22 protein-coding genes are annotated in these 24,031 nt (G+C 70.6%); 16 read left to right on the forward strand and 6 right to left on the reverse strand.

What is annotated here, in order from left to right; genetic code table 11:
• Positions 1 to 172: 172 nt before the first annotated feature.
• Positions 173 to 1,075 carry a PAS domain S-box protein gene (locus IPK24_14395; protein MBK8076714.1) on the forward strand — a complete coding sequence of 301 codons (903 nt, stop codon included), beginning with the start codon at positions 173 to 175 and terminating at the stop codon, positions 1,073 to 1,075.
• Between the two features lie 67 nt (positions 1,076 to 1,142).
• On the opposite strand, the gene IPK24_14400 is transcribed toward IPK24_14395, so the two are convergent.
• Complete coding sequence (locus tag IPK24_14400; protein ID MBK8076715.1) at positions 1,143 to 2,615, reverse strand: hypothetical protein; 1,473 nt, start codon at positions 2,613 to 2,615, stop codon at positions 1,143 to 1,145.
• A gap of 224 nt (positions 2,616 to 2,839) precedes the next feature.
• Between IPK24_14400 and IPK24_14405 the strand changes: the two genes are divergently transcribed.
• From IPK24_14405 to IPK24_14440, 8 genes are all read left to right on the forward strand, one after another.
• Positions 2,840 to 3,052, forward strand: a complete 213-nt coding sequence (locus tag IPK24_14405) for a DUF2892 domain-containing protein (GenBank protein MBK8076716.1) — start codon at positions 2,840 to 2,842, stop codon at positions 3,050 to 3,052.
• A gap of 104 nt (positions 3,053 to 3,156) precedes the next feature.
• Positions 3,157 to 3,945: a sigma-70 family RNA polymerase sigma factor gene (locus IPK24_14410; protein ID MBK8076717.1), complete on the forward strand. Its 789-nt coding sequence runs from the start codon at positions 3,157 to 3,159 to the stop codon at positions 3,943 to 3,945.
• Between the two features lie 53 nt (positions 3,946 to 3,998).
• Positions 3,999 to 4,763, forward strand: a complete 765-nt coding sequence (locus IPK24_14415; protein MBK8076718.1) for a succinate dehydrogenase cytochrome b subunit — start codon at positions 3,999 to 4,001, stop codon at positions 4,761 to 4,763.
• A 15-nt stretch (positions 4,764 to 4,778) separates the two neighbouring features.
• Complete coding sequence (locus tag IPK24_14420; protein ID MBK8076719.1) at positions 4,779 to 6,734, forward strand: fumarate reductase/succinate dehydrogenase flavoprotein subunit; 1,956 nt, start codon at positions 4,779 to 4,781, stop codon at positions 6,732 to 6,734.
• Positions 6,731 to 7,474 (forward strand): succinate dehydrogenase/fumarate reductase iron-sulfur subunit, encoded by a 744-nt coding sequence (locus IPK24_14425; GenBank protein MBK8076720.1) that lies wholly within the window; start codon positions 6,731 to 6,733, stop codon positions 7,472 to 7,474. Before IPK24_14420 ends, IPK24_14425 begins: the two co-directional genes overlap by 4 nt.
• Before the next feature lie 116 nt (positions 7,475 to 7,590).
• The gene (locus IPK24_14430) at positions 7,591 to 8,967 is read left to right on the forward strand and encodes an FAD-dependent oxidoreductase (protein ID MBK8076721.1); all 1,377 of its coding nucleotides are present in this window, start codon (positions 7,591 to 7,593) and stop codon (positions 8,965 to 8,967) included.
• Positions 8,968 to 8,978: 11 nt separating this feature from the next.
• On the forward strand, positions 8,979 to 9,362 hold the full coding sequence (locus tag IPK24_14435; GenBank protein MBK8076722.1) for a hypothetical protein: 384 nt from the start codon (positions 8,979 to 8,981) through the stop codon (positions 9,360 to 9,362).
• Between the two features lie 72 nt (positions 9,363 to 9,434).
• Entirely contained in the window at positions 9,435 to 11,114 is a 1,680-nt protein-coding gene (locus IPK24_14440) for an NAD-binding protein (protein ID MBK8076723.1), read from the forward strand.
• On the opposite strand, the gene IPK24_14445 is transcribed toward IPK24_14440, so the two are convergent.
• Positions 11,089 to 11,448: a hypothetical protein gene (locus tag IPK24_14445; GenBank protein MBK8076724.1), complete on the reverse strand. Its 360-nt coding sequence runs from the start codon at positions 11,446 to 11,448 to the stop codon at positions 11,089 to 11,091. The genes IPK24_14440 and IPK24_14445 overlap by 26 nt on opposite strands.
• A gap of 71 nt (positions 11,449 to 11,519) precedes the next feature.
• Here IPK24_14445 and IPK24_14450 point away from each other — a divergent pair, with 71 nt between their 5' ends.
• Positions 11,520 to 12,389 (forward strand): VanW family protein, encoded by an 870-nt coding sequence (locus IPK24_14450; protein MBK8076725.1) that lies wholly within the window; start codon positions 11,520 to 11,522, stop codon positions 12,387 to 12,389.
• Here the strand turns inward: IPK24_14450 and IPK24_14455 are convergent.
• Together IPK24_14455 and IPK24_14460 are read right to left on the reverse strand one after the other, a co-directional pair.
• Positions 12,319 to 13,683: a HAMP domain-containing histidine kinase gene (locus tag IPK24_14455; GenBank protein ID MBK8076726.1), complete on the reverse strand. Its 1,365-nt coding sequence runs from the start codon at positions 13,681 to 13,683 to the stop codon at positions 12,319 to 12,321. The genes IPK24_14450 and IPK24_14455 overlap by 71 nt on opposite strands.
• 17 nt (positions 13,684 to 13,700) lie before the next feature.
• Complete coding sequence (locus IPK24_14460; protein MBK8076727.1) at positions 13,701 to 14,357, reverse strand: response regulator transcription factor; 657 nt, start codon at positions 14,355 to 14,357, stop codon at positions 13,701 to 13,703.
• Between the two features lie 94 nt (positions 14,358 to 14,451).
• On the opposite strand from IPK24_14460, the gene IPK24_14465 reads away from it, so the two are divergent.
• From IPK24_14465 to IPK24_14475, 3 genes are all read left to right on the forward strand, one after another.
• A complete protein-coding gene (locus IPK24_14465) occupies positions 14,452 to 15,609 on the forward strand; it encodes a hypothetical protein (protein MBK8076728.1) in 1,158 nt (385 codons plus the stop codon).
• 104 nt (positions 15,610 to 15,713) lie between these two features.
• On the forward strand, positions 15,714 to 16,583 hold the full coding sequence (locus IPK24_14470; GenBank protein MBK8076729.1) for an ABC transporter ATP-binding protein: 870 nt from the start codon (positions 15,714 to 15,716) through the stop codon (positions 16,581 to 16,583).
• A complete protein-coding gene (locus IPK24_14475; GenBank protein ID MBK8076730.1) occupies positions 16,570 to 17,418 on the forward strand; it encodes an ABC transporter permease subunit in 849 nt (282 codons plus the stop codon). Before IPK24_14470 ends, IPK24_14475 begins: the two co-directional genes overlap by 14 nt.
• A 23-nt stretch (positions 17,419 to 17,441) precedes the next feature.
• On the opposite strand, the gene IPK24_14480 is transcribed toward IPK24_14475, so the two are convergent.
• The gene (locus IPK24_14480) at positions 17,442 to 20,543 is read right to left on the reverse strand and encodes a hypothetical protein (protein MBK8076731.1); all 3,102 of its coding nucleotides are present in this window, start codon (positions 20,541 to 20,543) and stop codon (positions 17,442 to 17,444) included.
• A gap of 331 nt (positions 20,544 to 20,874) precedes the next feature.
• Between IPK24_14480 and IPK24_14485 the strand changes: the two genes are divergently transcribed.
• Positions 20,875 to 21,078 (forward strand): hypothetical protein, encoded by a 204-nt coding sequence (locus IPK24_14485; protein ID MBK8076732.1) that lies wholly within the window; start codon positions 20,875 to 20,877, stop codon positions 21,076 to 21,078.
• A gap of 92 nt (positions 21,079 to 21,170) precedes the next feature.
• Here the strand turns inward: IPK24_14485 and IPK24_14490 are convergent, their stop codons facing one another.
• Complete coding sequence (locus IPK24_14490; protein ID MBK8076733.1) at positions 21,171 to 21,482, reverse strand: chorismate mutase; 312 nt, start codon at positions 21,480 to 21,482, stop codon at positions 21,171 to 21,173.
• Between the two features lie 122 nt (positions 21,483 to 21,604).
• On the opposite strand from IPK24_14490, the gene IPK24_14495 reads away from it, so the two are divergent.
• Positions 21,605 to 22,984 (forward strand): NAD(P)/FAD-dependent oxidoreductase, encoded by a 1,380-nt coding sequence (locus IPK24_14495; GenBank protein ID MBK8076734.1) that lies wholly within the window; start codon positions 21,605 to 21,607, stop codon positions 22,982 to 22,984.
• Positions 22,985 to 22,993: 9 nt separating this feature from the next.
• On the forward strand, positions 22,994 to 24,025 hold the full coding sequence (locus IPK24_14500) for an alcohol dehydrogenase catalytic domain-containing protein (GenBank protein MBK8076735.1): 1,032 nt from the start codon (positions 22,994 to 22,996) through the stop codon (positions 24,023 to 24,025).
• Positions 24,026 to 24,031 lie beyond the last annotated feature (6 nt).

Genomic DNA, 24,031 nt, shown 5'->3' on the forward strand with positions numbered 1-24,031 from the left:
TGGTCAGCGGCCGACCGCAGTGGGCGACCCTGGCGCGCACAACACACCACATCGTGGCGGTGGTGCGCGCCGCCAGATCGGAGGGCTGGCCGTGTTGCGGGAACTTCCCAGCGGTGCACTACAGCGTTGGCTGAACGCACGGCGGGCACACCAGAGGGTGAGTCGGCCGTGGTTGGACACCGACACGCGAGCCGTGTTGGACGCCTGCCCCGACGCCGTACTCGGCGTCGGCGAGCAGGGTGACTGCATCCTGGCCAATGCCGTGGCCGAACAGGTCTTCGGCCGACGGGAGGCCGACCTGGTGGGCACCCCGGCCATGCAGCTGCTGCCCGACCTGGCCGTGGTCATCCGGGACATCATCGCCCGCCGGCGAACCGGTCAGACGACGCCCGGAGCGGCGGGCGCCGCCGTGGAGACCGTCGCGCGCCGCCCGGACGGGACGGTCCTGGCGGTGGAGGTGTGGATCTCACCGGCCTACAGTCGCAGCCGTCACCTCAGTCTGTACGCCACGATCCGCACGCTGAGCGAACGTCACGCGGCCCAGGCTGCGCGCCGGGAACTGCTGGGCGAGGTCACCGCGCTGCGCGACACCGTCACTGCCGTCACGGGTGCCCTGCGCGATCGGGCCGTGGTACTCACCGATGCCGACGGACACGTCACCTCACTCAACCGCGCAGCCGAGAAGCTGCTCGGCTATCGCAGTGAGGACATCGTCGGCAAGCCCGCCACGGCGCTGTCTCACCCGGACGACGTGAACGCCGCTCGGGCCGAGCTGCGGCTGCCACCCGGTGTCGATCCGCTGCTGGAGATCACCCGCTCCGGGCTGCCCAACCAACAGCGCTGGCGCATGCTCACCCGGGACGGCGACGTCCGTCCGGTCACGATGCTGATCACCGCGATCGGTGAGCACACCGACCCCTCGGGCTTCGTGATGGTGCTCTCGCCTCGGCGCAACGAGTGGGAGCCGCTGGTCGCGCCTCGATCCTCCAGCGACCGGTTGCTGCTCGACCTGGACGACGCCGAGACCCGGACCCTGCGCTGGCAGGTGGGCGGAGCCGCGAGCCGTCGGCGCTGACGGTGGATCGTCCGCTGACGGTGGGCTGAGGGGGGCGAGGGGGGCTGACGGTCGTTCTTCCCGGCCGTCAGCGGGGACGCATCAGGGTGTCCCACACCCCGAGGTCGATCTCGTCGTCCTCGAGCTCGCCCAGGTCGGCCTGCACCTGGGCGAGCGGCGGGACGTCGGGTGCCGCGGCCTCCGGCAACGTCACCGGCAGTCCCGAGAGCGGTTCTACAGGTTCGACTGGTTCGACCGGTTCGACCGGTTCCATTGGTTCGACCGCCGCGAGGGGCTTGGTCGACGGGCTCACCGGCGCCATGGGTCGCGTGTCCGGGACGGGGAACGGACGGACCGTGCCGTCCTGGCGGGCCGCCGCGCGGGTCGCGTTCGCTCGTTCGACGAACGCCTGCTGGGTCGCTCGACGCTCGGCCGCGGCCCGCTCGGCCGCGGCGCGGGCCTGCTGGGAGGGCGATGCCTGGGGCATGCCACGAACCGGCTCATCCGCAGACCCCTCGACGAGAGTCGGCGAGCCGACGACGCTCGCCGCCGAGTGCAGTGCCTGCGAGACGAGCAGGTCGAAGGCGGGTTCGGACAGGGTGAGGGCCGTGGCCCGGGCAGGTGCCCCGGCATACCCCACGGCCGATGCATGCGCGGCCGCGACGGACACGGAGGCCGCGACCCGCCCCACGGTGATCATCGCCGCCCACCACGCCGTGTCGTGACCGGCGCGAGCCAGGGCGCTGACCGATTCGAGCAGGGCGTCGACGGCGGCCAGCGGTTCGGTGCTGGGTGGCGGCAGCCACGGCGAGAGCAACCCGACCAGTGCCCCGGCGCAGGCTGCCCGGTGGAGCGCCGGGGGGAGTGCCCGCGCCTGGTCGGCGTCCACCTCGGCCGCGCTGGGGACAACCGCCGGAGGGGTGATCGGAGCGGTCGAGTCCGGTGCCGCGGGGCCATGGCCGCCGGCCGCGGCGAGCCGCCGCAGATCGCACAGCACCGCCCAGGTCCGGTCGAGCAACGAGTTGGCCTCGGGCAGCCCGCTCTCGGCCGAGGCGTGGGCCGACTGCAGTGTGGTGCGCAACGCCACCGCCCTGGCCACGGCGGTGGGATCGAGCGCATCCGTGGGCAGGCCGTCCCCACCGGCGGTGGCCGCGGCCTGGGACAGCAACGCCGCCGCCGAGCGCACCTGCAACCGGTCGACGTCCAGGATCTGCAGGGTCTCGGCGGCCTCGACCCACTCGTGCGCCACCTCGGCGGTGAGTACCCCCAGTGCCCCGAGCAGGTCGACGCCGCTGGGGCGGGCCGCCGTCAGAGCCCGACTGGCCACCACCACCACACCCTGGGTGCGCAGCTGTTCGGCCAGCTCGCGGGTGGCGTTCACGGGCTGGCTGGTGCCGGAGTCCGTGGTGGTCGACTCCACGTCCACCTCCTGGGTACCGTTCCCCTCCGCGACGGTCGCGGTGGCCCTGGGCGCGCTGTCGGATGGATCCTCGCGCGGGTCCTCGGCTCCGGCCGGACGGCGCGCCGATCGCTGATCATCCTGCATCGTCGTCTCGGGCATCCAGCCCGCCTCCTTCGAGCCTCGGCCAGCCTGCTGCGCGAGGTGGGGAGATGGCCAATGTTCTTACTCAGGGTAGTTTGTCACTTACTCAATGTGCCAAATTGCCTCGCGGCTCGGCGCGCCACGCTTCGCGAGGCAGGCCGTGTATCGATTTCGCCCCCTCCTGCGTCCCTGCAGACGAGACCACGACCATCCCGGTCGTGAACCGAGATCTGGAGAAGACCATGATCCGCAACGAAGGTCCTGTCGATCGCGCCGTCCGGGCACTGATCGGTCTGGTCGCAGCCATCGCCGCATTCAGCGTCGGGGCGAGTTCGGGGCTCGGCATCGTGCTGCTGATCGTCGGCGCGATCATGCTGCTCACCGCCGCCACCGGCTTCTGCCCGCTGTACCGCGTGTTCGGCAACATCACCACGTTGGGCAAGAACCGCGTCTGACCCCGGTCGTCGGGCGACAGCCCGGTGGTGAGGGGCGTGGATGGGGTGGACAGCGTGGACGGTGGTGGCGGTGTGGGTCGGTCGCGGCCGCTACCGTCGCTGTCGTGGACGCCGACGACATGGGTTCCCTCCTGCCTGCGCAGGTTCCGGGGCTGCTCCGCTTCGCCGCCCGGCTGACCCGCACCCGGGCCGATGCCGAGGACCTGGTGCAAGAGACCCTGACCCGGGCGATCGAACGCGCCGGCTCGTTTCGTGGGGAATCCTCACTGGCCACCTGGTTGCACCGCATCCAGCACAACCTCGCCGTGGACGGCTCCCGCCGTGCCCGGGAGGTGCCCGTCGAGGACCCGGGCACGATCGAGGCCGTCGAGCGCAAGTGGGCCGAGGACGCCTACAGCGTGGACGCCGAGGCGCTGGTCGCGCGGGCCGAGACCCGCCAGGAGCTCGAGGATGCCCTGGTCCACCTCCCGCTGGCGTATCGCACCGCGGTGGTGCTGCACGACGCCGAGGGACTCACGGTTCCGGAGGTGGCCCAGATCCAGGGCGTGAGTCTGGCCGCAGCCAAGCAACGCGTCCGTCGCGGCCGCATGATGCTGCTGGACGAATTGGCTCGCGGCCACGAGCGTCGGCACGCACTGCGTGGTGTCCCGCTTCGCTGCTGGGACGCGCGCAGCCAGGTGAGCGACTTCCTGGACGGCGAGCTCGACCAGACGTCGGTGGCATTCCTGCAGCGCCACATCGAGAACTGCCCCACCTGTCCGCCACTGGTCACCGCTCTGGTCGGCACCCGTCGGGCGCTGGCCGCCACGGCCACCGGCCGCGACCCCGACACGGTGATCCCCCCGGCGATCGCCGCCCGGCTGGCTGCGCTGCACCGTGACCGACGCGAATGACCGGAGCAGACCGACCGCCCGTCGTCCAGTTCGTGCCGCCGTCGCGAAACGTGATGCAGTCCTCGTTCGGGGCTGTCCAGGCACACGCTACGGTGAGCGTCGTGGCAACCCAGACGGTGAATCTCGCGAACGCGAAGGCGCGGCGGACCACGGTCGCCATGAAGCTGCTCATGGCGGTCACGGGAGCATTGTTCGTCTTCTACGTCCTCATGCACATGTACGGAAACCTCAAGGTCTTCGCCGGCCAGGAGGCCTTCGACGGGTACGCGCATCACCTGCGCACCATCGGTGAGCCGATCCTGCCGTACGCCGGTTTCCTGTGGCTCTTCCGGCTGCTGCTCATCGGCAGCTTGATCGGGCACGCCTACTCCGCCTTCTATCTGTGGAGTCGCGCGAACGGCGCTCGCAGCCGGCGCTACGCCGTCAAGCAGGCGGGGTCCGCGGCGTTCCGGTCCAAGGCGATGCGATGGGGAGGTGTCGCCCTCCTCGCCTTCCTGATCTTCCACTTGGTGCAGTTCACCATTTCGAAGGTCAACTTCAACTCGGACTTCACGGCCGCCGACATCGGCGACAGTCCCTACAAGCTCGTGGTGGCCAGCTTCGGTCTCTGGTGGGTGGTGCTCATCTACCTGGTGGCCCTCGCTGCCCTGGGGCTGCATCTGCACCACGGCGTGTGGAGTGCGTCCCAGACCCTGGGGCTGACCACCACACCATCGGCGCGGGCCCGGGCCAAGACCGCCGCGGTGTTCATCTCGGCACTGGTCGCGGTCGGCTTCGCCCTGCCGCCGCTTGCCATCCTCTTCGATCTCGTCGACTAAGGGTTGCGATCACAGATGTCTGACCTCATCTCCGGTCTCTACCGTGAGGGTGCGCCGATCCGGGACACCAAGGCCCCCGCTGGGCCGATCGAGCAGCGCTGGTCCAAGCGTCGTTTCGACGCCCACCTGGTGAACCCCGCCAACCGCCGCAAACTCTCGGTCATCATCGTCGGCACCGGCCTGGCCGGGGCCTCCGCCGGGGCAACCCTCGGCGAGGCCGGCTATCAGGTGAAGTCCTTCTGCTACCAGGACTCCCCGCGCCGGGCACACTCCATCGCCGCCCAGGGTGGTATCAACGCCGCCAAGAACTACAAGGAGGACGGCGACTCGACCTTCCGGCTGTTCTACGACACGGTCAAGGGTGGTGACTACCGCTCTCGCGAGTCGAACGTCTACCGGCTCGCCGAGGTGAGCGCCAGCATCATCGACCAGTGCGTGGCCCAGGGTGTCCCGTTCGCCCGCGAGTACGGCGGCCTGCTCGACAACCGCTCGTTCGGCGGCGTCCAGGTCTCGCGGACCTTCTACGCGCGAGGCCAGACCGGCCAGCAGTTGCTGATCGGCGCCTACCAGGCCCTCGAACGCCAGATCGCCGCCGGGACCGTCGAGATGTTCACCCGCCACGAGATGCTCGAACTGATCGTGGTCGACGGTCGGGCGCGCGGCATCATCGTGCGAGACATGGTCAGCGGCGAGATCGAGACCCACCTCGCCGACGCCGTCGTGCTCGCCTCCGGTGGGTACGGCAACGTGTTCTACCTGTCCACGAATGCGATGGGGTGCAACGTCACCGCCACGTGGCGGGCACACCGCAAGGGCGCCTACTTCGGCAACCCCTGCTACACCCAGATCCACCCGACCTGTATCCCGGTGTCGGGTGACCACCAGAGCAAGCTCACCCTGATGAGTGAGTCGTTGCGCAATGACGGCCGCATCTGGGTGCCCAAGAACGCCGCCGACAAGGACAAGGACCCGCGCCTGATCCCCGAGGCCGACCGTGACTACTACCTCGAGCGGATCTACCCCTCCTTCGGCAACCTGGTGCCGCGTGACATCGCCTCGCGTGCCGCGAAGTACCAGTGCGACGACGGCAAGGGGGTCGGCCCCGGCGGTCTGGGGGTCTACCTCGACTTCGCCGACGCGATCAAGCGCCTGGGCCGAGCAGCCGTCGAGGCCAAGTACGGCAACCTCTTCGACATGTACGCCCAGATCACCGGTGAGGACCCGTACGAGACCCCGATGCGGATCTACCCGGCCGTGCACTACGTGATGGGTGGGCTGTGGGTCGACTACGACCTCGAGTCCTCCATCCCGGGTCTGTTCGTGGCGGGTGAGGCCAACTTCTCCGACCACGGCGCCAACCGACTGGGCGCCTCGGCGCTGATGCAGGGTCTGGCCGACGGCTACTTCGTGTTGCCGAACACCATTCGCGACTACCTCTCGCACGGGCCGTTCGCCACGGTCCCCGAGACCGCCCCCGAGGTGGTCGAGGCGCAGCAGAACGTCAAGGAGCGCGTGCAGCACTTCTTGTCCTGCAACGGAAGTCGCACCGTCGACTCCTTCCACAAGGAGCTCGGCAAGATCATGTGGGACAAGTGCGGCATGGAACGCACCGAAGCCGGGCTGACCGAGGCGATCGAGCGAATCCGGGCTCTGCGCAAGGAGTTCTGGAGCAACCTCAAGGTGCTCGGCACCGGCGACGGCGTGAACCAGTCGCTCGAGAAGGCCGGTCGCGTGGCCGACCTGATCGAGCTCGGTGAGCTGATGTGCGTCGACGCACTGCACCGGCGTGAGTCGTGCGGTGGCCACTTCCGGGCCGAGTCGCAGACCGAGGACGGCGAGGCGCTACGCGACGACGACCGGTTCGCCTACGTCGCGGCCTGGGAATGGGGCGGTGAGGACGGGGCACCCGTCCTGCACAAGGAAGACCTGGTGTACGAGTCGATCGAGATGAAGCAGCGGAGCTACAAGTGAAGATCACTCTCGAGATCTGGCGCCAGGACGGGCCCGGGGCCGCCGGTGCGATGAAGCGCTACACCGCGGACGACGTGTCCCCGGACATGTCCTTCCTGGAGATGCTGGATGTGCTCAACGAGCGTCTGCAGGAGCGCGGCGAGGAGCCGGTGGCCTTCGACAGCGACTGTCGCGAGGGCATCTGCGGGATGTGCGGCCTGGTCATCAACGGCCAGCCCCACGGCCCTCAGGTGACCACCACCTGCCAGCTGCACATGCGCTCGTTCAAGGACGGCGACCGGATCACCATCGAGCCGTGGCGGGCCGACGCCTTCCCGGTGCTCAAGGACCTGGTGGTCGACCGCAGCGCCTTCGACCGGATCATTCAGGCCGGCGGGTTCATCTCGGTCAACACCGGTGCCGCCCCCGAGGCGCATGCTGCCCCGGTGCAGAAGAAGAAGGCCGACCGTGCCTTCGACGCCGCCACCTGCATCGGGTGTGGTGCCTGCGTGGCCGCCTGTCCGAATGCCGCGGCCATGCTGTTCCTCGGCGCCAAGGTCACCCACCTCGGCGAACTTCCCCAGGGGCAACCGGAGCGGGACGCGCGCGTGGTCAACATGCTGACCCAGCACGACAACGAGGGTTTCGGTGGCTGCACCAACGTCGGCGCCTGCGCCGACGCCTGCCCGAAGGAGATCCCGCTCGACGTGATCTCGCAGCTGAACTCGGACCTGCGGCGGTCCATGGTTCGGGGCAACTGACCTGCATCACCTCTGGGGCTCCATCGTTTCGGCGGTGGAGCCCCGAGGCGTTTGTTCCGATGGTGGGGTCGGGCGGGCGCGGGGAGGTGCTCGGGGACGCGTGAGATGCTGCGGCGATGGCGGACAGATTGCTGGTCATCGGGGGTGATGCGGCGGGGATGTCGGGGGCGCATCAGGCGTTGCGGACGGCTCGGGCGCGGGGGGTCGAGCTCGACGTGGTGGCGCTCGAGATGTCGGGGCACACCTCGTACAGCGCGTGTGGGATCCCGTACTGGATGGCCGGTGACGTCGCGGACGGCGACCGGCTGGTGGCACGGACCGCGGCCGAGCATCGTGCGGCGGGGATCGATCTGCGGATGGAGCACGAGGCGATGGCGCTGGACCTGGACGCGCGCCGGTGCGAGGTGCGCGATCACGCGTCGGGGGTGACGACGTCCATCGGGTTCGACCAGGTGCTGATCGCCACGGGTGCCGCGCCCGTGGTGCCCGAGTGGGCGGCGGGTCTCGACCGGGTGCACTCGGTCAAGACGTTGGACGACGGCGCGACGTGGGCGCGGCTGCTGGCCGATCTGCCGAGCACGGCGCTGGTGATCGGCGGGGGATACATCGGGGTGGAGGCCGCCGAGGCGTTCGCCCGGCGCGGGATCACGACCACCCTGGTCACCCGGGGCGAGGACCTGATGGCGGCCACTCTGGAGGCGGGTACCGCCGCGGCCGCGCGAGGTGGGTTGGAGGCGCTGGGCGTCCGGGTGGTGTGCGGCACCGAGATCGAGGGTGCGCTCAGCGACCCGGCCGGTGGGGTGCGGGCGGTCTGTGTCGGCGGCCGGGAGTACCCCGCCGAGGTGGTGGCCCTCGGGTTGGGCGTCACGCCACGAGTCGAGCTCGCTGCGGCGGCCGGGCTGCCGCTGGGTGGGCCGGTCGTCCGGGGGGCGCTGGTGCCCGATGACCGGCAACAGGTGGCGGACGGCGTGTGGGCCGCGGGGGACTGCACCGCGGTTCTCGATCGCCTGCTCGGGGAGCCCTGGTACGTACCGTTGGGCACCCACGCCAACAAGTGTGGGCGGGTGGCCGGGACCAACATCGGCGGCGGCCTGGCCCGGTTCCCCGGATCGGTGGGCACGGCGATCACCCGCGCGGGCGAGGTCGAGATCGCCCGCACCGGGCTGATGCCACGCTGGGCCGAGGAGCGGCTGGGCCTGACCACGATGACTCGGCGGCTGGACTCCACCACCTCCTCCGGCTACATGCCGCAGGCTTCGCCGATGACGGTCTGGGTGATGGCCGACGCAGCCAGTGGGCGGCTGCTCGGTGCGCAGATCAGTGGTGGCACCGGCGCCGGCAAGCGGATCGACGTCGCTGCCACCGCGGTGACGACGGGCTCGAGCGTGGCCGACGTGGCCTACCTCGACCTGGCCTACGCCCCGCCGTTCTCGCCCACCTGGGACCCGGTGCAGATCGCCTGCCGGTCCCTGGCCGAGCGGGGTGAACGCTAGGGTCATCGTCCATGAACCTGGAGAAAGTGGTCTTCGGCTTCTTCATCGTGCTCGCGGCGACCCTGAACTTCGGGTTCTTCATCGGGGACATCTCCCGCCCCGAGTTGCACAACACGTACGAGCTGCTGGCGGCGCTCGTGGTCAGCCTGGTCGCCACGGTGCTCAAGTTCGGCGACCGCACCCAGATCGGTGCGGTGCACCTGGCGACCAGCCTGGTGGCCGACCTGCAGTTGATCGCGGCGGTGATCACCTGGGTGATCGCGGTGCAGGTCAGCGGCACCGGTATGACGCCCCACGTCACCGCCGCGGTGGTGTCGCTGTCCGGCGGCGCCCTGCTGGCCAATGTCGTCTCGCTGGTCATGCTGGTCAGCGAGACCGTGATGATGCGTCGCTGATCCGTTCTCGCCGTGACCATCCAGCCCAGCGCCACACCGACCAGCAGCACGGTGTTCCTGGTGCTGCGCCGGATGCGCACGCCTCTGGTACTCCTGATCGGTATCTACGCCGTGTGCGTGCTGGGGTTGATGTTGATCCCGGGGGTCGATGCCGAGGGACGCGCCGCGCCTGGGCTCAGCTTCTTCCACGCCTTCTACGTGATCAGCTACACCGCTACCACGATCGGGTTCGGCGAGCTCCCGTTGCCGTTCTCCGACGCCCAGCGGCTGTGGGTCACGACCTGCATCTACTTGACCGTGGTGGGCTGGTCCTACGCGGTGGTGAACATCCTGACGCTGTTGCAGGAGAAGGCCTTTCGGGCGGCGGTGGCCGCGAACAGGTTCACCCGCCGGGTCCGGCGGCTGACCGAACCCTTCTACCTCGTCTGCGGGGCCGGGGCCACCGGCACCACGGTGGTGCGCAGCCTGGCCGGGCTCGGTCTGCAGTGCGTGATCATCGAGCGGGACGAGTTGCGGGTTCAGGAGCTCGAGCTCGAAGACCTGGCGACCGACCCGCCGATGCTCACGGCAGACGCCGCCCAGCCCGACACCCTGTTGCGAGCGGGCATGCTGCACCCGCAGTGTCAGGGCGTGGTGGCCTTGACGGACGACGAGCAGGCCAACCTCGCGGTGGCCATCGCGGCCCGGCTGCTCAATCCCGAGTACCCGGTCATCGCCCGGACGACGCACGACGTGGTGGCGGCGAACATGGCCTCCTTCGGCACCGACCACATCATCAATCCCTTCGAGAAGTTCGCCGCCGAACTGGCGCTGTCGATCGCGGCCCCTGATCACTACCGGCTCACCGAATTGCTCACCGGGTTACCCGGCGACGAACTGCCCGAGCCCCACCGCCCACCGCGCGGCCGGTGGATCGTCAGCGGCTACGGGCGTTTCGGCCGCGCGGTGGTCCGCGAGTTCACCCGGCTGGGCATCACGGTGACCGTCATCGAGCCCCAGCCCCGGGCGAGGCACGACGAACTGCCGGACGGCGTGCGGTTCGTCGCCGGCCGGGGCACCGAACGCGCGGTGCTGCTGGCGGCCGGAGCCGACACGGCGTCCGGGGTGGTGGCGGCCTCCGACAGCGATGTCGACAATCTGTCGACCGCCATCACCGCCCGGGAGACCCACCCGGGGATCTTCATCGTCACCCGGCAGAATCAGGCAGCCAATGCCGCCCTGTTCACGGCCTTCGAGCACGACTTCGCCATGGTGCCCTCCGACATCGTCGCCACCGAGTGTGTCGCCCTGCTGACCACGCCCCTGCTCAACCAGTTCGTGGTTCAGATCCCCGCCTTCGACGAGGCATGGTGCGCCGACCTGGCCGCCCGGCTCGAGCAGGCCGGGCACCAGCGGGTGCCCCGCTACTGGGACGTCGCGCTCGACGCCGCGCACGCGCCGGCCGTCGTCGACGCCCTCGGTCAGGGCCGGGTGGTGACGTTGGGCGACCTGACACGCGACCCGTCGGATCGCTCGAGCTCACTCGACCTGGTGATGCTGATGTGGCACCACGGCGAGGATCGCGTGGTGTTGCCCGGCCCGGACGTCGTTCTCGCCCCCGGCGATCGGCTGCTGGTGGCCGGTAGATCGGCGGCTCAGCGCCGACTGCGCACGACACTGCAGAACGCCAACGCCCTGGAGTACCTGCTCACCGGCAGCGAACACAGCGGCTGGCTGTGGCGCTCGCTCAGCCGATCAGCTCGCCCACGCTGACGCGGAAGTGGAAGGTCTTGGTCGCCCCCTCGACCAGGACGAGGAAGCTGCCCTCGCCGAGTTTGAAGACCGAGCGATCGCCCTTGTTCCAGGGGTGATGGGGCTCGAACCGCTGCGCCAGATCCCACGCCGCGCGGTCGGCCTCGCTACGGCGGGTACCCGGCGCCAGCAGGATCGGCAGCGGGTCCACCCGCCACACCATGCCCTCCCCACTACCGGTCTGCTGTTCCACGATCAGGGCATACGTGACGCTGGTCGTGCCCCGCGGGGTCGGGGCATCCGGTAACGGGAATCCGGCGTCCGGCGGGGTCCCCCAGGGGGGCGAGGTGCTCATGACCACGAGTTTGCCGCGCCGTCCCGCCTCGTGAGTGCCAACCCGCCCGCCGTCTCGAACGTCACCCGGGCATGGACCTCGGACTCGACCGGATCGCCCGCCGCCTGGCCGGGCCGACCGTGCGCCGGCTGCGCCGTGAACGGCAGTGGTACGCGTGTCGCCGGCAGCTCGACCTGACCGTGCTGGACGAACCAGGTGCCCGACGAGCCGGCCTGGACCACACCGTGATCACCCATGCCACCCCGGTGGTGCGCCGGCTCGCGGGGGTCGACCTCGGGCTGCAGCGCACCAAGGCGGTCAACCTGCGCCTGGCCGTGGCTCACCTCGACGGTGTGGTGCTCGCCCCCGGGCAGCGGCTGTCGTTCTGGCACCGGGTGGGTCCGCCGTCCGCCCGCCGCGGCTACCTCGAGGGCGTCGTGCTGGACGACGGGCGATTGACGGCGGGCATTGGCGGCGGATTGTGCCAGCTCACCAACCTGCTCTACTGGATGACCCTGCACACCCCGCTGACGGTGGTCGAACGCTGGCGCCACACCTACGACGTCTTCCCCGACGTGGGCCGGACCCAGCCCTTCGGCACCGGGGCAACCTGTGCCTATCCGGCACTGGACCTGCAGCTCGAGAACCGGACGACGCAGCCGTTCCGGTTGTCGGTCGGGGTGCAAGGGCGTGGCGACGAGCAGCAGCTGGTCGGTGCCTGGTTCACCGACCAGCCGCCGCGGCAGCGCTACGAGATCTACGAGAGCGCCCATCTGATGACCCACGACGGCCCTGGGGTGTTCCGGCGCCACAACAGCGTGCGTCGCCGCGTCATCGGCCCGGACGGCGCGCAGCTGGACGACGAGCCGGTGGCCGAGAACCACGCCTTGCTCAGGTACCAACCGTTCCTGCCGGCAGCCGCACCACGGCCCGAAGCCCCGGGTGGGCGTCCTCCAGGGTGAGCTCGCCGTCGCCACGGCGCACCAGCGCCCGGGCGATCGAGAGGCCCAGACCCGTACCGCCGCTGTCGCGGGCCCGGGCCTCGTCGAGGCGCGCGAACCGGTCGAAGACCCGCTCTCGTTGATCCGGCGGGATCCCGGTGCCGTCATCGGTGACGGTCAGCACGACCTGCGGGCCACCTGCTGTGCCGCCGCCGGCTGCTGCGGCGGCCACGATCACGCCGGACGCCGCGTGGCGCACCGCATTGTCGATCAGGTTGGTGAGCACGCGCACCAGGTCCTCCCGCGAGGCCCGGGCCGTCAGCTCGGTCCCGGGCTCGCTCGCCCCGAGGTGCGTCATCGTCACCGGAACCCTCGCGGTGGTGTAGCGGGCCACACAGTCCGCCAGGAGCTCGCCGACCACCACCGGGTGGGTGCGAACGGGCGCGCCGTCCCCGGCCCGGGCCAGGGTGAGCAGGTCCTCGACCAGCCGGGACAACCGGTCCACCTCGGGCAGCAGCTCCTCGGCCAGGCCTCCGTCCTCGCCGAGCCGCCCGGCCACCTCCAACTGGGTGCGCAGGTTGGCCAGCGGGCTGCGCAACTCATGGGCGGCGTCCGCCACGAAGGCACGTTGCCGAGCCCGCGACCCGGCCAACCGATCGAGCATGCCGTTCAGCGTGGTGGCCAACGCGGCGATCTCGTCGCGCGTCGGCGGCACCGCCAACCGACCGGCCTCGCCGTCCCCCTCGGCGGCACCGATGCGTTCGGCGCCGGCGCGCAGATCCTCCACCGGCCGCAGCACCGCCCCGATGATGCGCCAGGCGATCACCGCCATCACGACCAGGGCCAGCGGCAACAGCACCCCCAGCAGGGTCCGGACGACGGAGCGGCTGAGATCGATGTCGGCCGTGGGTCGGGCCGCCACCACCAACACCGGACTCGAGGTGCCTGGGTAGCGCGTCGCCACGGCCACCACCCGCAGCGACCCGCTCAGCGCAGCCCGTGCGGCCGGAACCGTGATCACCTCGCCGGTCTGCAACCGGGAGCGCTCGGGCTCGGTGACCAGGGCGGTCAGTCGGTCACCGCTGACCGAGGCGGCGAGCACCCGGCCCGACGCGTCGAGCACCTGGACCACCTGTGCCCCGGTCGCCGGCACGGGGTCGGGCAGCCGACCCTCGGCGACCATGGTCGCGACCTGTTGGGCCGCGGCACGGGCGGCACCGTCGACCGAGCGCTCCAGCGCCCGGGTCATCACCAGGTACAGGGTCAGGCCGCCGGCCAGCAGGGCGACCGCCACCCCCACCAGACCCACGGTCATCAGCCGCGACCGCAGGCTCACGGGGCCACCCGGTAGCCGGCGCCCCGCACGGTCTCGATGCGGTCACGACCGAGCTTGCGCCGCAGATGACCGACATAGACCTCGACGATGTTGGGCTCGGTCGCCCCCGCGCCGCCCCAGACGGCGTCGACCAGGTCATCCTTGGAGACCACCGCCGGGTGTGCCCGCAGCAACTCGTGCAGCAGGGCGAACTCCCTGGGGGCCAACGCGATCGGCTCCCCGCGCAGTCGGACCTGGCGCGCGGACGGGTCGAGCTCGAGGTCGCCGGCTCGCAGCGTGGCCGGCCGGGGCAGGGGGTCGCGTCGCAGCAGTGCCCGCAACCGGGCCAGCAGGACGACGAACGAGAACGGCTTGGTGAGGTAGTCGTCGGCGCCGTAGTCCAGACCGTCGGCCTGGTCGTATTCGCCGTCCTTGGCCGACAACATCAGCACCGGTACCCAGTTGTGTTCCTCGCGGAGGGTCCGCACCACGGTGTAGCCGGACATTCCCGGCAGCATCACGTCCAGGACCACGGCGTCGTAGCCCCCGAACCGAGCCGCCTCCAGGCCTGCCGGGCCGTCGATCGCCACCTCGACCACGAAGCCCTCTGCCGACAGCCCGCGCCGCAATGCCTCGGCCATGGCCCGCTCGTCCTCGACGATCAGCAGTCGCACCGCACCACTGTGGCACCTCGGGCCGATCCGACCGAGCCACCCGGCTGACCGACGTTCAGCGGCCTTTCAGGTGCCGACGGGCAGGATGGTGTCCATGAGTCAGCTCGCCGTGTTCCGCACCCACCCCCGACTGCGCTGGGCCGTCCCCGTGCTCACCCTCGGCGCCGTGGTCGCCACCTCGGTGGCGGTCGGCGCCGGCGGCGCCAGCGCCGAGGACAGCCTCGGCCCCCGCACCCCCGCCCAACTCCTGGTCGACGTGCAGCAGGCCCGCCTGGCGGGCTTGTCGGGAACCGTGGTGCAGACCTCGAACCTGGGCCTGCCCGACCTGCCGGGTATGGCCGGGCAGTCCTCCGACCTGATGTCGACCCTGACCGGATCGCACACCTGGCGGGTCTGGTACGCCGGGCCCGACCGGGCCCGGTTGGCTCTGGTGGGCAGCCAGGGCGAGTCGGACGTCGTCCGCAACGGCAAGGATGTGTGGCTCTGGTCGAGCAGCTCCAAGTCGGCCACCCACTACACGCTGTCCGCTGAGGACGCCGCGCGCACCGGCACCCCCACACCGTCGAGCATGCCGACCACCCCCCAGCAGGCTGCGGACGCTGCGCTCGCGGCGCTCGACCCCAGCACCGAGGTCACGTCGCCGGGAACCATCACGGTGGCGGGGCGGCCCGCCTACGAACTGGTGTTGAAGCCCCGGCAGAGCGGATCACTGGTCGCGCAGGTACGCATCGCGGTCGACGGCTCGCAACACATCCCGCTACGCGTCCAGGTGTTCTCCACCCGGGTGAGCGAACCCGCTGTCGAGGTGGGTTTCACCAGTGTCGATTTCGCCGTGCCGGACGCACACCAGTTCAGCTTCACCCCGCCCCCCGGCACCAAGGTCACCGAGCAGGGCTCGGGGTCGACACCGGGCGCTGCGCCGTCGGTGAAGCCCTCGGCTGCGCCCTCCCCGCAGCAGCCGGGCGCCGCGGCCTCCGCCGATCGGCCCCGTACGGTGGGCAGTGGGTGGGCCACGGTCGTCCTCGCCCGCACCGGAACCCTGGACGGTGCCGCGGACTCGACCGGGCAGACCGGCGACCAGTTGGCCCAACTGGAGGGGATCCTCGCCTCGTTGCCGAAGGTCTCGGGCAGCTGGGGATCGGGCCGGCTGTTCACCGGCACGCTGTTCTCGGCAGTCCTGACCGACGACGGCCGGCTGGCGGTGGGTGCCGTCCAGCCGCAGCGGTTGTACGACGCGCTCGCGACCAGGTGAGCGGCGCGAAGGGGCCGACCGCCCCGGCCGATGAGGCCTGGGCGGTCGAGACCCGTTCCCTGACCAAGCGTTTCGGTCATCAGGTGGTCGTCGACACGCTCGACATGCAGGTGCCGTTCGGTGCCGTCTACGGCTTCCTCGGGCCGAACGGTTCGGGCAAGACCACGACGATCCGCATGCTGCTGGGCCTGGTCGAGCCCAGTGCCGGAGAGCGCCGCCTCCTCGGGCTGGACATCCCGGCACGGGCGTCGGCGGCGCTACCGCGGGTCGGTGCACTGGTCGAGGGCCCGGCGTTCCATCCCTACCTGTCCGGCCGGGCCAACCTGGCCCGGTTGGACGCCGCGGATCGGGCCGCCGATCCGCGCACCGCATCGCATCGCGTCGATGCCGCCCTCGATCGGGTCGGACTCCTGTCGGCGGCGGGCAAGCGCTACCGCGCCTACTCACTGGGTATGCGGCAACGACTGGCCATCGCCGGCGCGCTGCTGACGCCACGTGACCTGTTGGTGCTCGATGAACCGACCAATGGCCTGGACCCCCAGGGCACCCGCGAGGTCCGCATGCTGATCGGATCGGTGGCCGCCGAGGGCACCACGGTGTTGGTCTCGAGCCACCTGCTCTCCGAGGTGGAGCAGGTCTGCACCCACCTCGGCATCATGCGCGCCGGCCGGCTGGTGGCTCAGGGCACGATCGCCGACATCCGCGGCGAACAAGCTGCCACCTGCCGAGTCCTCACCAGTGAGCCCGCGGCCGCCTCGCGCGTGTTGACCGAGCTGGGCGCCACCGACCTGCGGGTGCTGGCGCGCGAGGGGGCGACCGTCGTCCACGCGGCGACCGGCCACCTGGCGCCCGACAAGATCGTGGCCGCACTCGTGCACGGCGGCGTCCCGGTGAGTGGTTTCAGCCTCGGCACGCCCAGCCTGGAGGACACCTTCGTCGCCCTGACCGGAGAGGGATTCGATGTCAGCGGTTGAGCTCGCCCACACTCGTGGCCGCGCGCTGCCCGGGCGGTTGCTCCGCTCCGAACTGCGTCTGATCGGGGGCCGACGACGCAACCAGGCGGGGCTCGTCGTCCTGGCGCTGGTGCCGATCATCATGGCTGTCTCGATCAAGCTGTCCAGCTCCGGGGACTCCGGCGGGGGCGATCTGTTCTCCTCGATCACCGCCAACGGCCTGTTCGTCCCCTTGGCGGCGCTGCAGGTCGAGATCGTGATGTTCCTGCCGCTGGCGATGGCCATGCTCGCGGGCGACTCGATCGCCGGCGAGGCCAACATCGGCACGCTGCGCTACCTGCTCACCGTTCCGGTCGGCCGCACCCGGTTGCTGGTGATCAAGTATCTGTCGCTGTGCATCGGCGCGATCTGGGGAGTGCTGACCGTCGCGGTGCCCGGCGCCCTGATCGGGATCGCCCTCTTCGGCACCGGTCCGATGATCACGCTGTCGGGAACACAGATGGACACCGCCACGGCGGTGTGGCGCCTGATCCTGGCCGCCGGTTACCTGGCCGCCGGCTTGGCAGCGCTCGCCGCGTTCGGTTTGTTCGTCTCGACGTTGACCGAGCAGCCGATCGCGGCCGCGATCACAGTGATGATCTTCACCATCCTGTCGTGGATCCTCGATCAGGTTCCGCAGCTCGACTGGCTGCACCCCTGGTTGCTGGTGCACGCGTGGCCGTCGTTCGCCGATCTGTTACGCGAGCCGATCTTCTGGGACAACCTGATGCGCGGCCTCGGGGTGGATGCGCTGTATGCCGCCGTGTTCTGGCTCGCGGCCTGGGCACGGTTCGCGGGCAAGGACATCACCAGCTGACACCAGCCGGCACCAGCCGAGCCTCACCAGGTGACCAGGGGAACCACGATCGACATCTTGGGGCGGGCGTCGTCGGCGATCGTCCCGGCACCGCTGACCAGGTGCACCTGGATCAGCAACCGGCCGGGCTCGGTGCGCAACAGCAGGAAGTTCTTCCAGAACGGTGGCGAGTCCGAGTCGAAGATCTCGGCGACATAGCGCTGGATCGGCCCCTGGGGCTTGTCGGTCGAGGGGAAGACGATCTTGGCTCGACGGTGGTGCACCGGCGGCAGTTGAGGCCGTCGGCGCGGGTCCACCCGCCAGTCGAGGAAGGCGCGGGCCTGGTCCGGGGTGAGCAACTCGTCACCGTCGTGGTGCGCCGTCGTATCGGTGATCAGCGAATAGGCACCCAGGTAGGTCAGATGCACCACGAGCAGGAGCACGAGCGCCAGCACGATCACCACGGCCGACGCCACGGCGCTGCGCACCAGCCACCCGAGCCAGCGATCGATCACCCACACCGCCACCAGCACCCCGAGGACGACGAGCAGGGCGGCGGGCTTGTAGCCGACTCCGCCGCGCCGTCCGCGGCGCAGGGCATCGATCGCCAGCGCCAGCAGGAGCAGGGTGGCCAGGGTGAGTTGGGTCCCCAGCTCCGCCCGGAAGGTGGTCGACAGCAGGGCCGGCTCGAGCCTGACAGCGAACAGGACCTGTGACAGGCCCAGCATCACCACTGACAGCCCGACGAGCACCAGGGACGGCGTCGTGCCGCTGTTCGCCGTCCGCGCACGCAGCCAGGCCGCCAGGATCACCATCGCCACCCCGAGCGCGATCACCCCCTGCAGCACCATCACGCTCCGGATCAGGGCACTCGGCGTTCCCTCACGGCTGAGGACCACCTGCAGTCCCAGCAGCACTGCCACGCCGGCACCGGCGCCCCGCTGACCCCAATGACCGAGTTCGCCCCAGCGCCGGGCACGGTTGGCTCCCGCCGACAGGCAGGCCAGGCGCAACGCCAGGACGGCGAGGCCGAGACCGACACCGATGGTCAGTGGCACCAGCACGACCCCGCAGACCACCGCCCAGGGCAGACTCGGGCGCTGCGGAAAGACCACCCAGGTGAGGATCACCAGTGCGCCCACGGCCTGCGCGAGATAGCTGGCGGTCGGCGCCCAGGCGCCCCACAGGCGCCCGCCCGGCCGTGAGGGACGGAGCCAGACGAACGACACCACTCCGGCCAGCATCACGACCGCAACCACCACGGCGGGCACCGCCCACAGGGCCGAAGCCGGCAGTCCGGCCACCACCGGGGGCAGCGGAACGCCCTCGACCGCCCGGCGACCGAGCCACCCGGCGACGACCACCCCGACGGTTGCGACGCCCACCACCAGTGCGCGGGTCAGCGCGGACACCTGCTCGTGAGGCCAACTGGGGTCTCGCCACCACCCGGTGCGACGGGTGAGCCAGGCGAGCAGACCTCCGCCGACGGTCAACGCTGCCCACGCCGTGAGCGTGCGCAGACCCGGAGCGGCAGCCAGCTCTCCGACGCGACCGCTCGGTGGGGTCGACCAGACCACCGCCAGGGCCACCTCGCCGCCCGCCAGTCCTGCGGTGCCGACGAGCGCGGCACGGTAGGCGGCCAAGGGAAACGTCTCTCGGCGCAACCATTGACTGGGTAGTGCGGCACGGACCAGGGCCAGCGCGGTGAGCCCCAGCCCGAGCCCACCCAGCAGCGCGCCGACGCTGGACGGCGCAGCGATCACCACACCGGCACCCACCAGCAGCCCGATCAAACCGGCCAGCAGGGCGCGCTCCAGACGCCACAGGCGGGGCAGCAGCAGATCGGTGAAGTGGCGCAGCGACTCCACCGCGCTCGGCGACATCGCGGCCGGCAAGCCCGCGGGGTCCGGGCCGGGAGCCCGGCGGCGGATCTGCTGCACGACGCGCACCGGGTGCGTCGCGCTCATGTAGGCGCCGGCCCCACCACTGACCACGTGATGGACCGCCCGGGTGCCCTCGTGGGGTGCCGGTTGCGGCCGTTGCACCACATAGTGCTGGAAGTTGTGGATGTCACCGCCGATGACGGCCACGTACCCGTTCGCCGGGTCGTCGACGATCTCGTTCACGGTGGCGTACCCCGCCACCTCTCCGGAGCCGTCCGGCAGCGCCGGCTCGATGACGCATTCGTGCCATTCGGCGTTGACCAGCAACGGGTTTCCCGTGAGCAAGACCTTGGGGCCGGGCGCGGCCGAGACACGTTGCAGCCAGAGCCCCTGGCGGTGGTCGATGGCCGAGTCGCCGCCACCGGTCCCGATTCCGGTATCGATCGCCACGACCAGCAGGTCGCGCATCCGGACGGCGAAGTACGAGCCCGGCTGGGCCGGGCGAGGCCCGCGTAACGCCCGGAACTCGTCCAGGGTCATCGCCCGGGTCAGCGGATCGTCGGGCTGCCCGCGCCACAACGGCTGGGCGGTGAAGGAGTCCGGACGGCGCAGCAGCATCCGGCGGATGCCCTCCACCCACTGGGCGGTGCCGGGGGGCAGGTCCTCGGGCCAACCGAACTGATCGCGTTCGAGCGGCCCGGTGCCGCAGAAGTGCTGCATGAAGCCGCTCAGCCCGTCGTGCCAGTCGTGATTGCCGGGAATGGCGAACAGCGGAAGCCGATCGAGGCTGACCAGTGCCGCGTCGGTCGCATCGGCGGCATCGGCGGTGTCCGGGGTGCTCGGCGGTGGGGTGGGTCCGTAGGGCAGGTAGAACCCGTGCACGTAGTCGTTGACGTCGCCAGAGGGGTAGATGACGTCACTGCAGATCACCCCGAACGCCGGCTGCTCGCGGCGCACCACCTCACGCATCGCCGGCACCACGATGTACTGCGAGCGGTCCTGTTCCCCCGGGTCACCGAGCAGCAGGAAGGACGTGGCCGCCGACTGATCGATGATCCGCTGGTCAGTGGGTCCGCCGAGCCGCTCGGCCCAGTAGTTCCGCAACCGCGGCACCAGGGTGGGGGAGGCCCCGATCAGGAGTTGGTTGACCGAGGAGATGAGTGGTCGCAACGTCAGCCAGGACAGGCTCACCCACTTCGGGTTGAGCCGCCGCTCCAGGAGCGCGTCAGCAGCCCGTAGCGCCTCCGGCGGCTCGGGGTTCATTCGCGATGTCTAGCACAAGTGCGCACAGAAGCCGCTGACACGCCGCTGACCGGCGACCGCCACCCTTTTGCTGCTGTGACCCTTGTCACATGTGCAAGCGTTCTCGGTCTCCCGAGCAGACCCCTGTTGACCTGCGCCGTTGAGGTTTGTTCGCCGAGCCGGCGTGGGTCAGGTCACCGTGTCCGGCGGGAATGTAGGGGCCAGGCCCCGGTCGGCAGAGGGACTTTCGTCTCGCCATCTCGCCGACCACGCGTATTCTTGGTCCCGTTCACCTGGCGTTCACCTGATGGGTGCCAGTCGTTAGATGTCCACCAGACCCCGGGAGGCTCCAATGCCCGAGATTTCGGAGAGCCGCATGATCATGCGGACCGCCATTCACCGTGCAACCGTCGCCGTCATGTGTGGCTCCCTCGAGGGCGAGCAGCGCCGTTCGGCCTGGATCGCCGAGCAGGCCCGTCTGCTCGGCTCGGAGCAACCGAGCTACGCCCTGCAGTCGATGACCGGTTACCTGCCGCGTCCCCGTCGCGCTGCCTGACACCCACGCTGTCACCCGAGCGGCCGGTGGAGTCCCCAGGACTCCACCGGCCGCTCGCTGCGTGGAGACAGCGACCCAGGCAGCGACCGAGGTCAGGCCTGTTCCTGACCTGCCCGACTGGCCTGTGCCCGGTGGTGGCGGATGACCTCGGCCACCACGAAGTTCAGGAACCGCTCGGCGAAGATCGGGTCGAGGTCGGCGTCGCGTGCCAATCGGTGCAATCGCTCGATCTGCTGCGCCTCACGGTCCGGATCCGAGGCCGGCATCCCCTCACGCGCCTTGAGCTCGCCGACCTTCTGAGTGCACTTGAAGCGTTCGGCCAGCAGGTGGACGATCGCGGCGTCGAGGTTGTCGATGCTGGCCCGCAGGGCGGACAGCACGGCGGACGCCTCCAGGCTGGGCATCGGGTGTTCATCGGCACTCGGCGAGGTCATGACCGGAGCCTAGAGCGCCCTCCCGACGTGATTCAGCGTCCGCCCGGGCATAGGTCCTCCGATCGCCGGGTTGAGCATGGTGAGGGAGTGTCATGACACGCGAGCGGTCACACGAAAGGTCCCAGCACCCGGTTCGACATCGGGTGGTCATCGTCGGCTCGGGGTTCGGCGGGCTCTTCGCCGCCAAGGCCCTGGCCCGGGCTCAGGCGGATGTCGTCCTGATCGCCCGGACGACGCACCATCTGTTCCAGCCGCTGCTCTACCAGGTGGCCACGGGCATCCTGTCCGAGGGCGAGGTCGCGCCGTCCACCCGCGAAGTGCTCTCGCGCCAGGCGAATGCCACGGTGCTGCTCGGCGAGGTCCATGCCATCGACCTGGCCGAGCGCACCGTGACCTCCCGGCTGCAGGGGCGCGACACCGTGACCGCCTACGACTCGCTCATCGTCGCGGCGGGCTCGGGCCAGTCCTACTTCGGCAACGACCACTTCGCCGAGTTCGCACCGGGGATGAAGTCCATCGACGACGCCCTCGAACTGCGGGGCCGGATCTTCGGCGCCTTCGAGCGGGCCGAGTTGGCCACCGACCCGGCCGAGGCCCGACGTCTGCTCACCTTCGTCGTCGTCGGTGCCGGTCCCACCGGTGTCGAGATGGCCGGCCAGATCGCCGAACTGTCACGCCGCACGCTGCGGCGCGACTTCCGGCGGATCGATCCCACCTCGGCGAGGATCGTGGTGCTCGACGCCGTGACCACGGTGCTGCCGAGTTTCGGGGATCGGCTCGGGCTGAAAGCCAGGCGCCGACTCGAGTCGCTCGGGGTCGAGTTCCAGCTCGGGGCGAAGGTGATCGAGATGGACGCCGAGGGCGTGAGCATCGAGGACGGCGACGGCACCCGGCGTCGGCTGGAGACCGCCTGCCCGATCTGGGCCGCCGGCGTGGCCGCCTCACCGCTCGGTCGGGTGCTGGCCGAGCAGTCCGGCGCCGGCCTCGATCGCGTCGGACGGGTCGCCGTCGCCGACGATCTGAGCCTGCCCGGTCACCCGGAGGTGTTCGTGGTCGGCGATCTGATCGGGGACGCCGGTCTACCGGGAGTGGCCCAGGTGGCGATCCAGGGCGGCCGCTACGCCGCCGAGGTGATCCGCCGCCGGCTCGACGGGCGCCCCGCACCGGAACCGTTCCGCTACCGCGACAAGGGCAGCATGGCCACCATCTCGCGGTTCAGCGCCGTGGTGAGCATCGGCCGTCTGCGGCTGAGCGGCCTGGTGGGCTGGCTGCTGTGGCTCGGCGTCCATCTGGTCTACCTGATCGGGTTCAAGAACCGGGTCACCACCCTGCTGCACTGGGCCGTCAGCTTCATCGGCCGCGGGCGGGCAGAACGCACCGTGACCGAGCAGCAGGTGGTGGCGCGCAACGTCCTGCGCCATCACGCCCTCGACCATCCCAACGCCGAGACCACAACCAGGTCGCCGCACTAGGGTGCGGCCATGCGCCGAGTGGTCGTGTCGTCCCAGCAGATCGAGGTCGTCGAGGCGGAGGCGCCGACGCCGGGGCCGGGGGAGGTGCTGGTGCGCTCGGTGGTCGCCGGGGTCTGCGGATCCGACACCCATGCAGCCCACGGGCGACACCCCTTCATCGCACTGCCCTACCACCCCGGGCACGAGGTGGTCGGGGTGGTCGAACAGCTCGGCGAGGGCGTGGACGCCGTCCGGCCGGGTCAGCGGGTCACGGTCGAGCCCGACCTGCCGTGCTGGGCCTGCAAGCAGTGCACCGCGGGCCGGCAGAACCTGTGCGAGAACCTGCAGTTCTTCGGCTGCGGCTACGCCCAGGGCGGCATGGCCGACTACTTCACGATCGACGTCCGGCGGCTGCACGTCGTCCCCGACGGGATGGACTTCCGGACGGCGGCACTGATCGAGCCGTTGTCGACCCCGGTGCACGCCGTCCGCCTGGCCGGCAATGTCAGCGGCAGCGCCGTCGCCATCCTGGGCGCGGGCACGATCGGGTTGCTGGTGCTGTGCGCGGCGAAGGCTCAGGGCGCGCGCCGGATCGTGGTCACCGATGTGCTGCCCGCCAAACGCGAGCGGGCGCTGGCCTTGGGCGCTGACGTCGTGGTCGACGCCGCGGCGCCGAACGCCGTCCAGCAAGTGCGGGAAGCCCTCGGTGAGAGCGCCGATGTGGTCTTCGACTGCGTCGCCGTCCAGCCCACCGTCGATCAGGCGGTCGCCATGGCCGACAAGGGCGGCACCGTGGTCATCGTCGGCGTGCCGGCAGGGGCGGTGAGCGTGCCATTGCCGATCATCCAGGACCACCAGATCCGGATTCAGGGCAGCGCCACCTACCTGCCGGAGGACTACGCGGACGCGATCCGGTTGCTGGCCTCGGGGGCGATTCCGGTGGAGGCGATCGTCACGGCCGTGCACCCGTTGGCCGAGGTGGCCGAGGCGTTCGATGCCTCGGTGAGCGGGGCGAACATCAAGGTGCTGGTCGCGATCGACGACGAGCTCGCTCACTCCTGAGCTCCA

Source organism: Kineosporiaceae bacterium, from assembly GCA_016713225.1.
GTDB lineage: Bacteria > Actinomycetota > Actinomycetes > Actinomycetales > Kineosporiaceae > JADJPO01.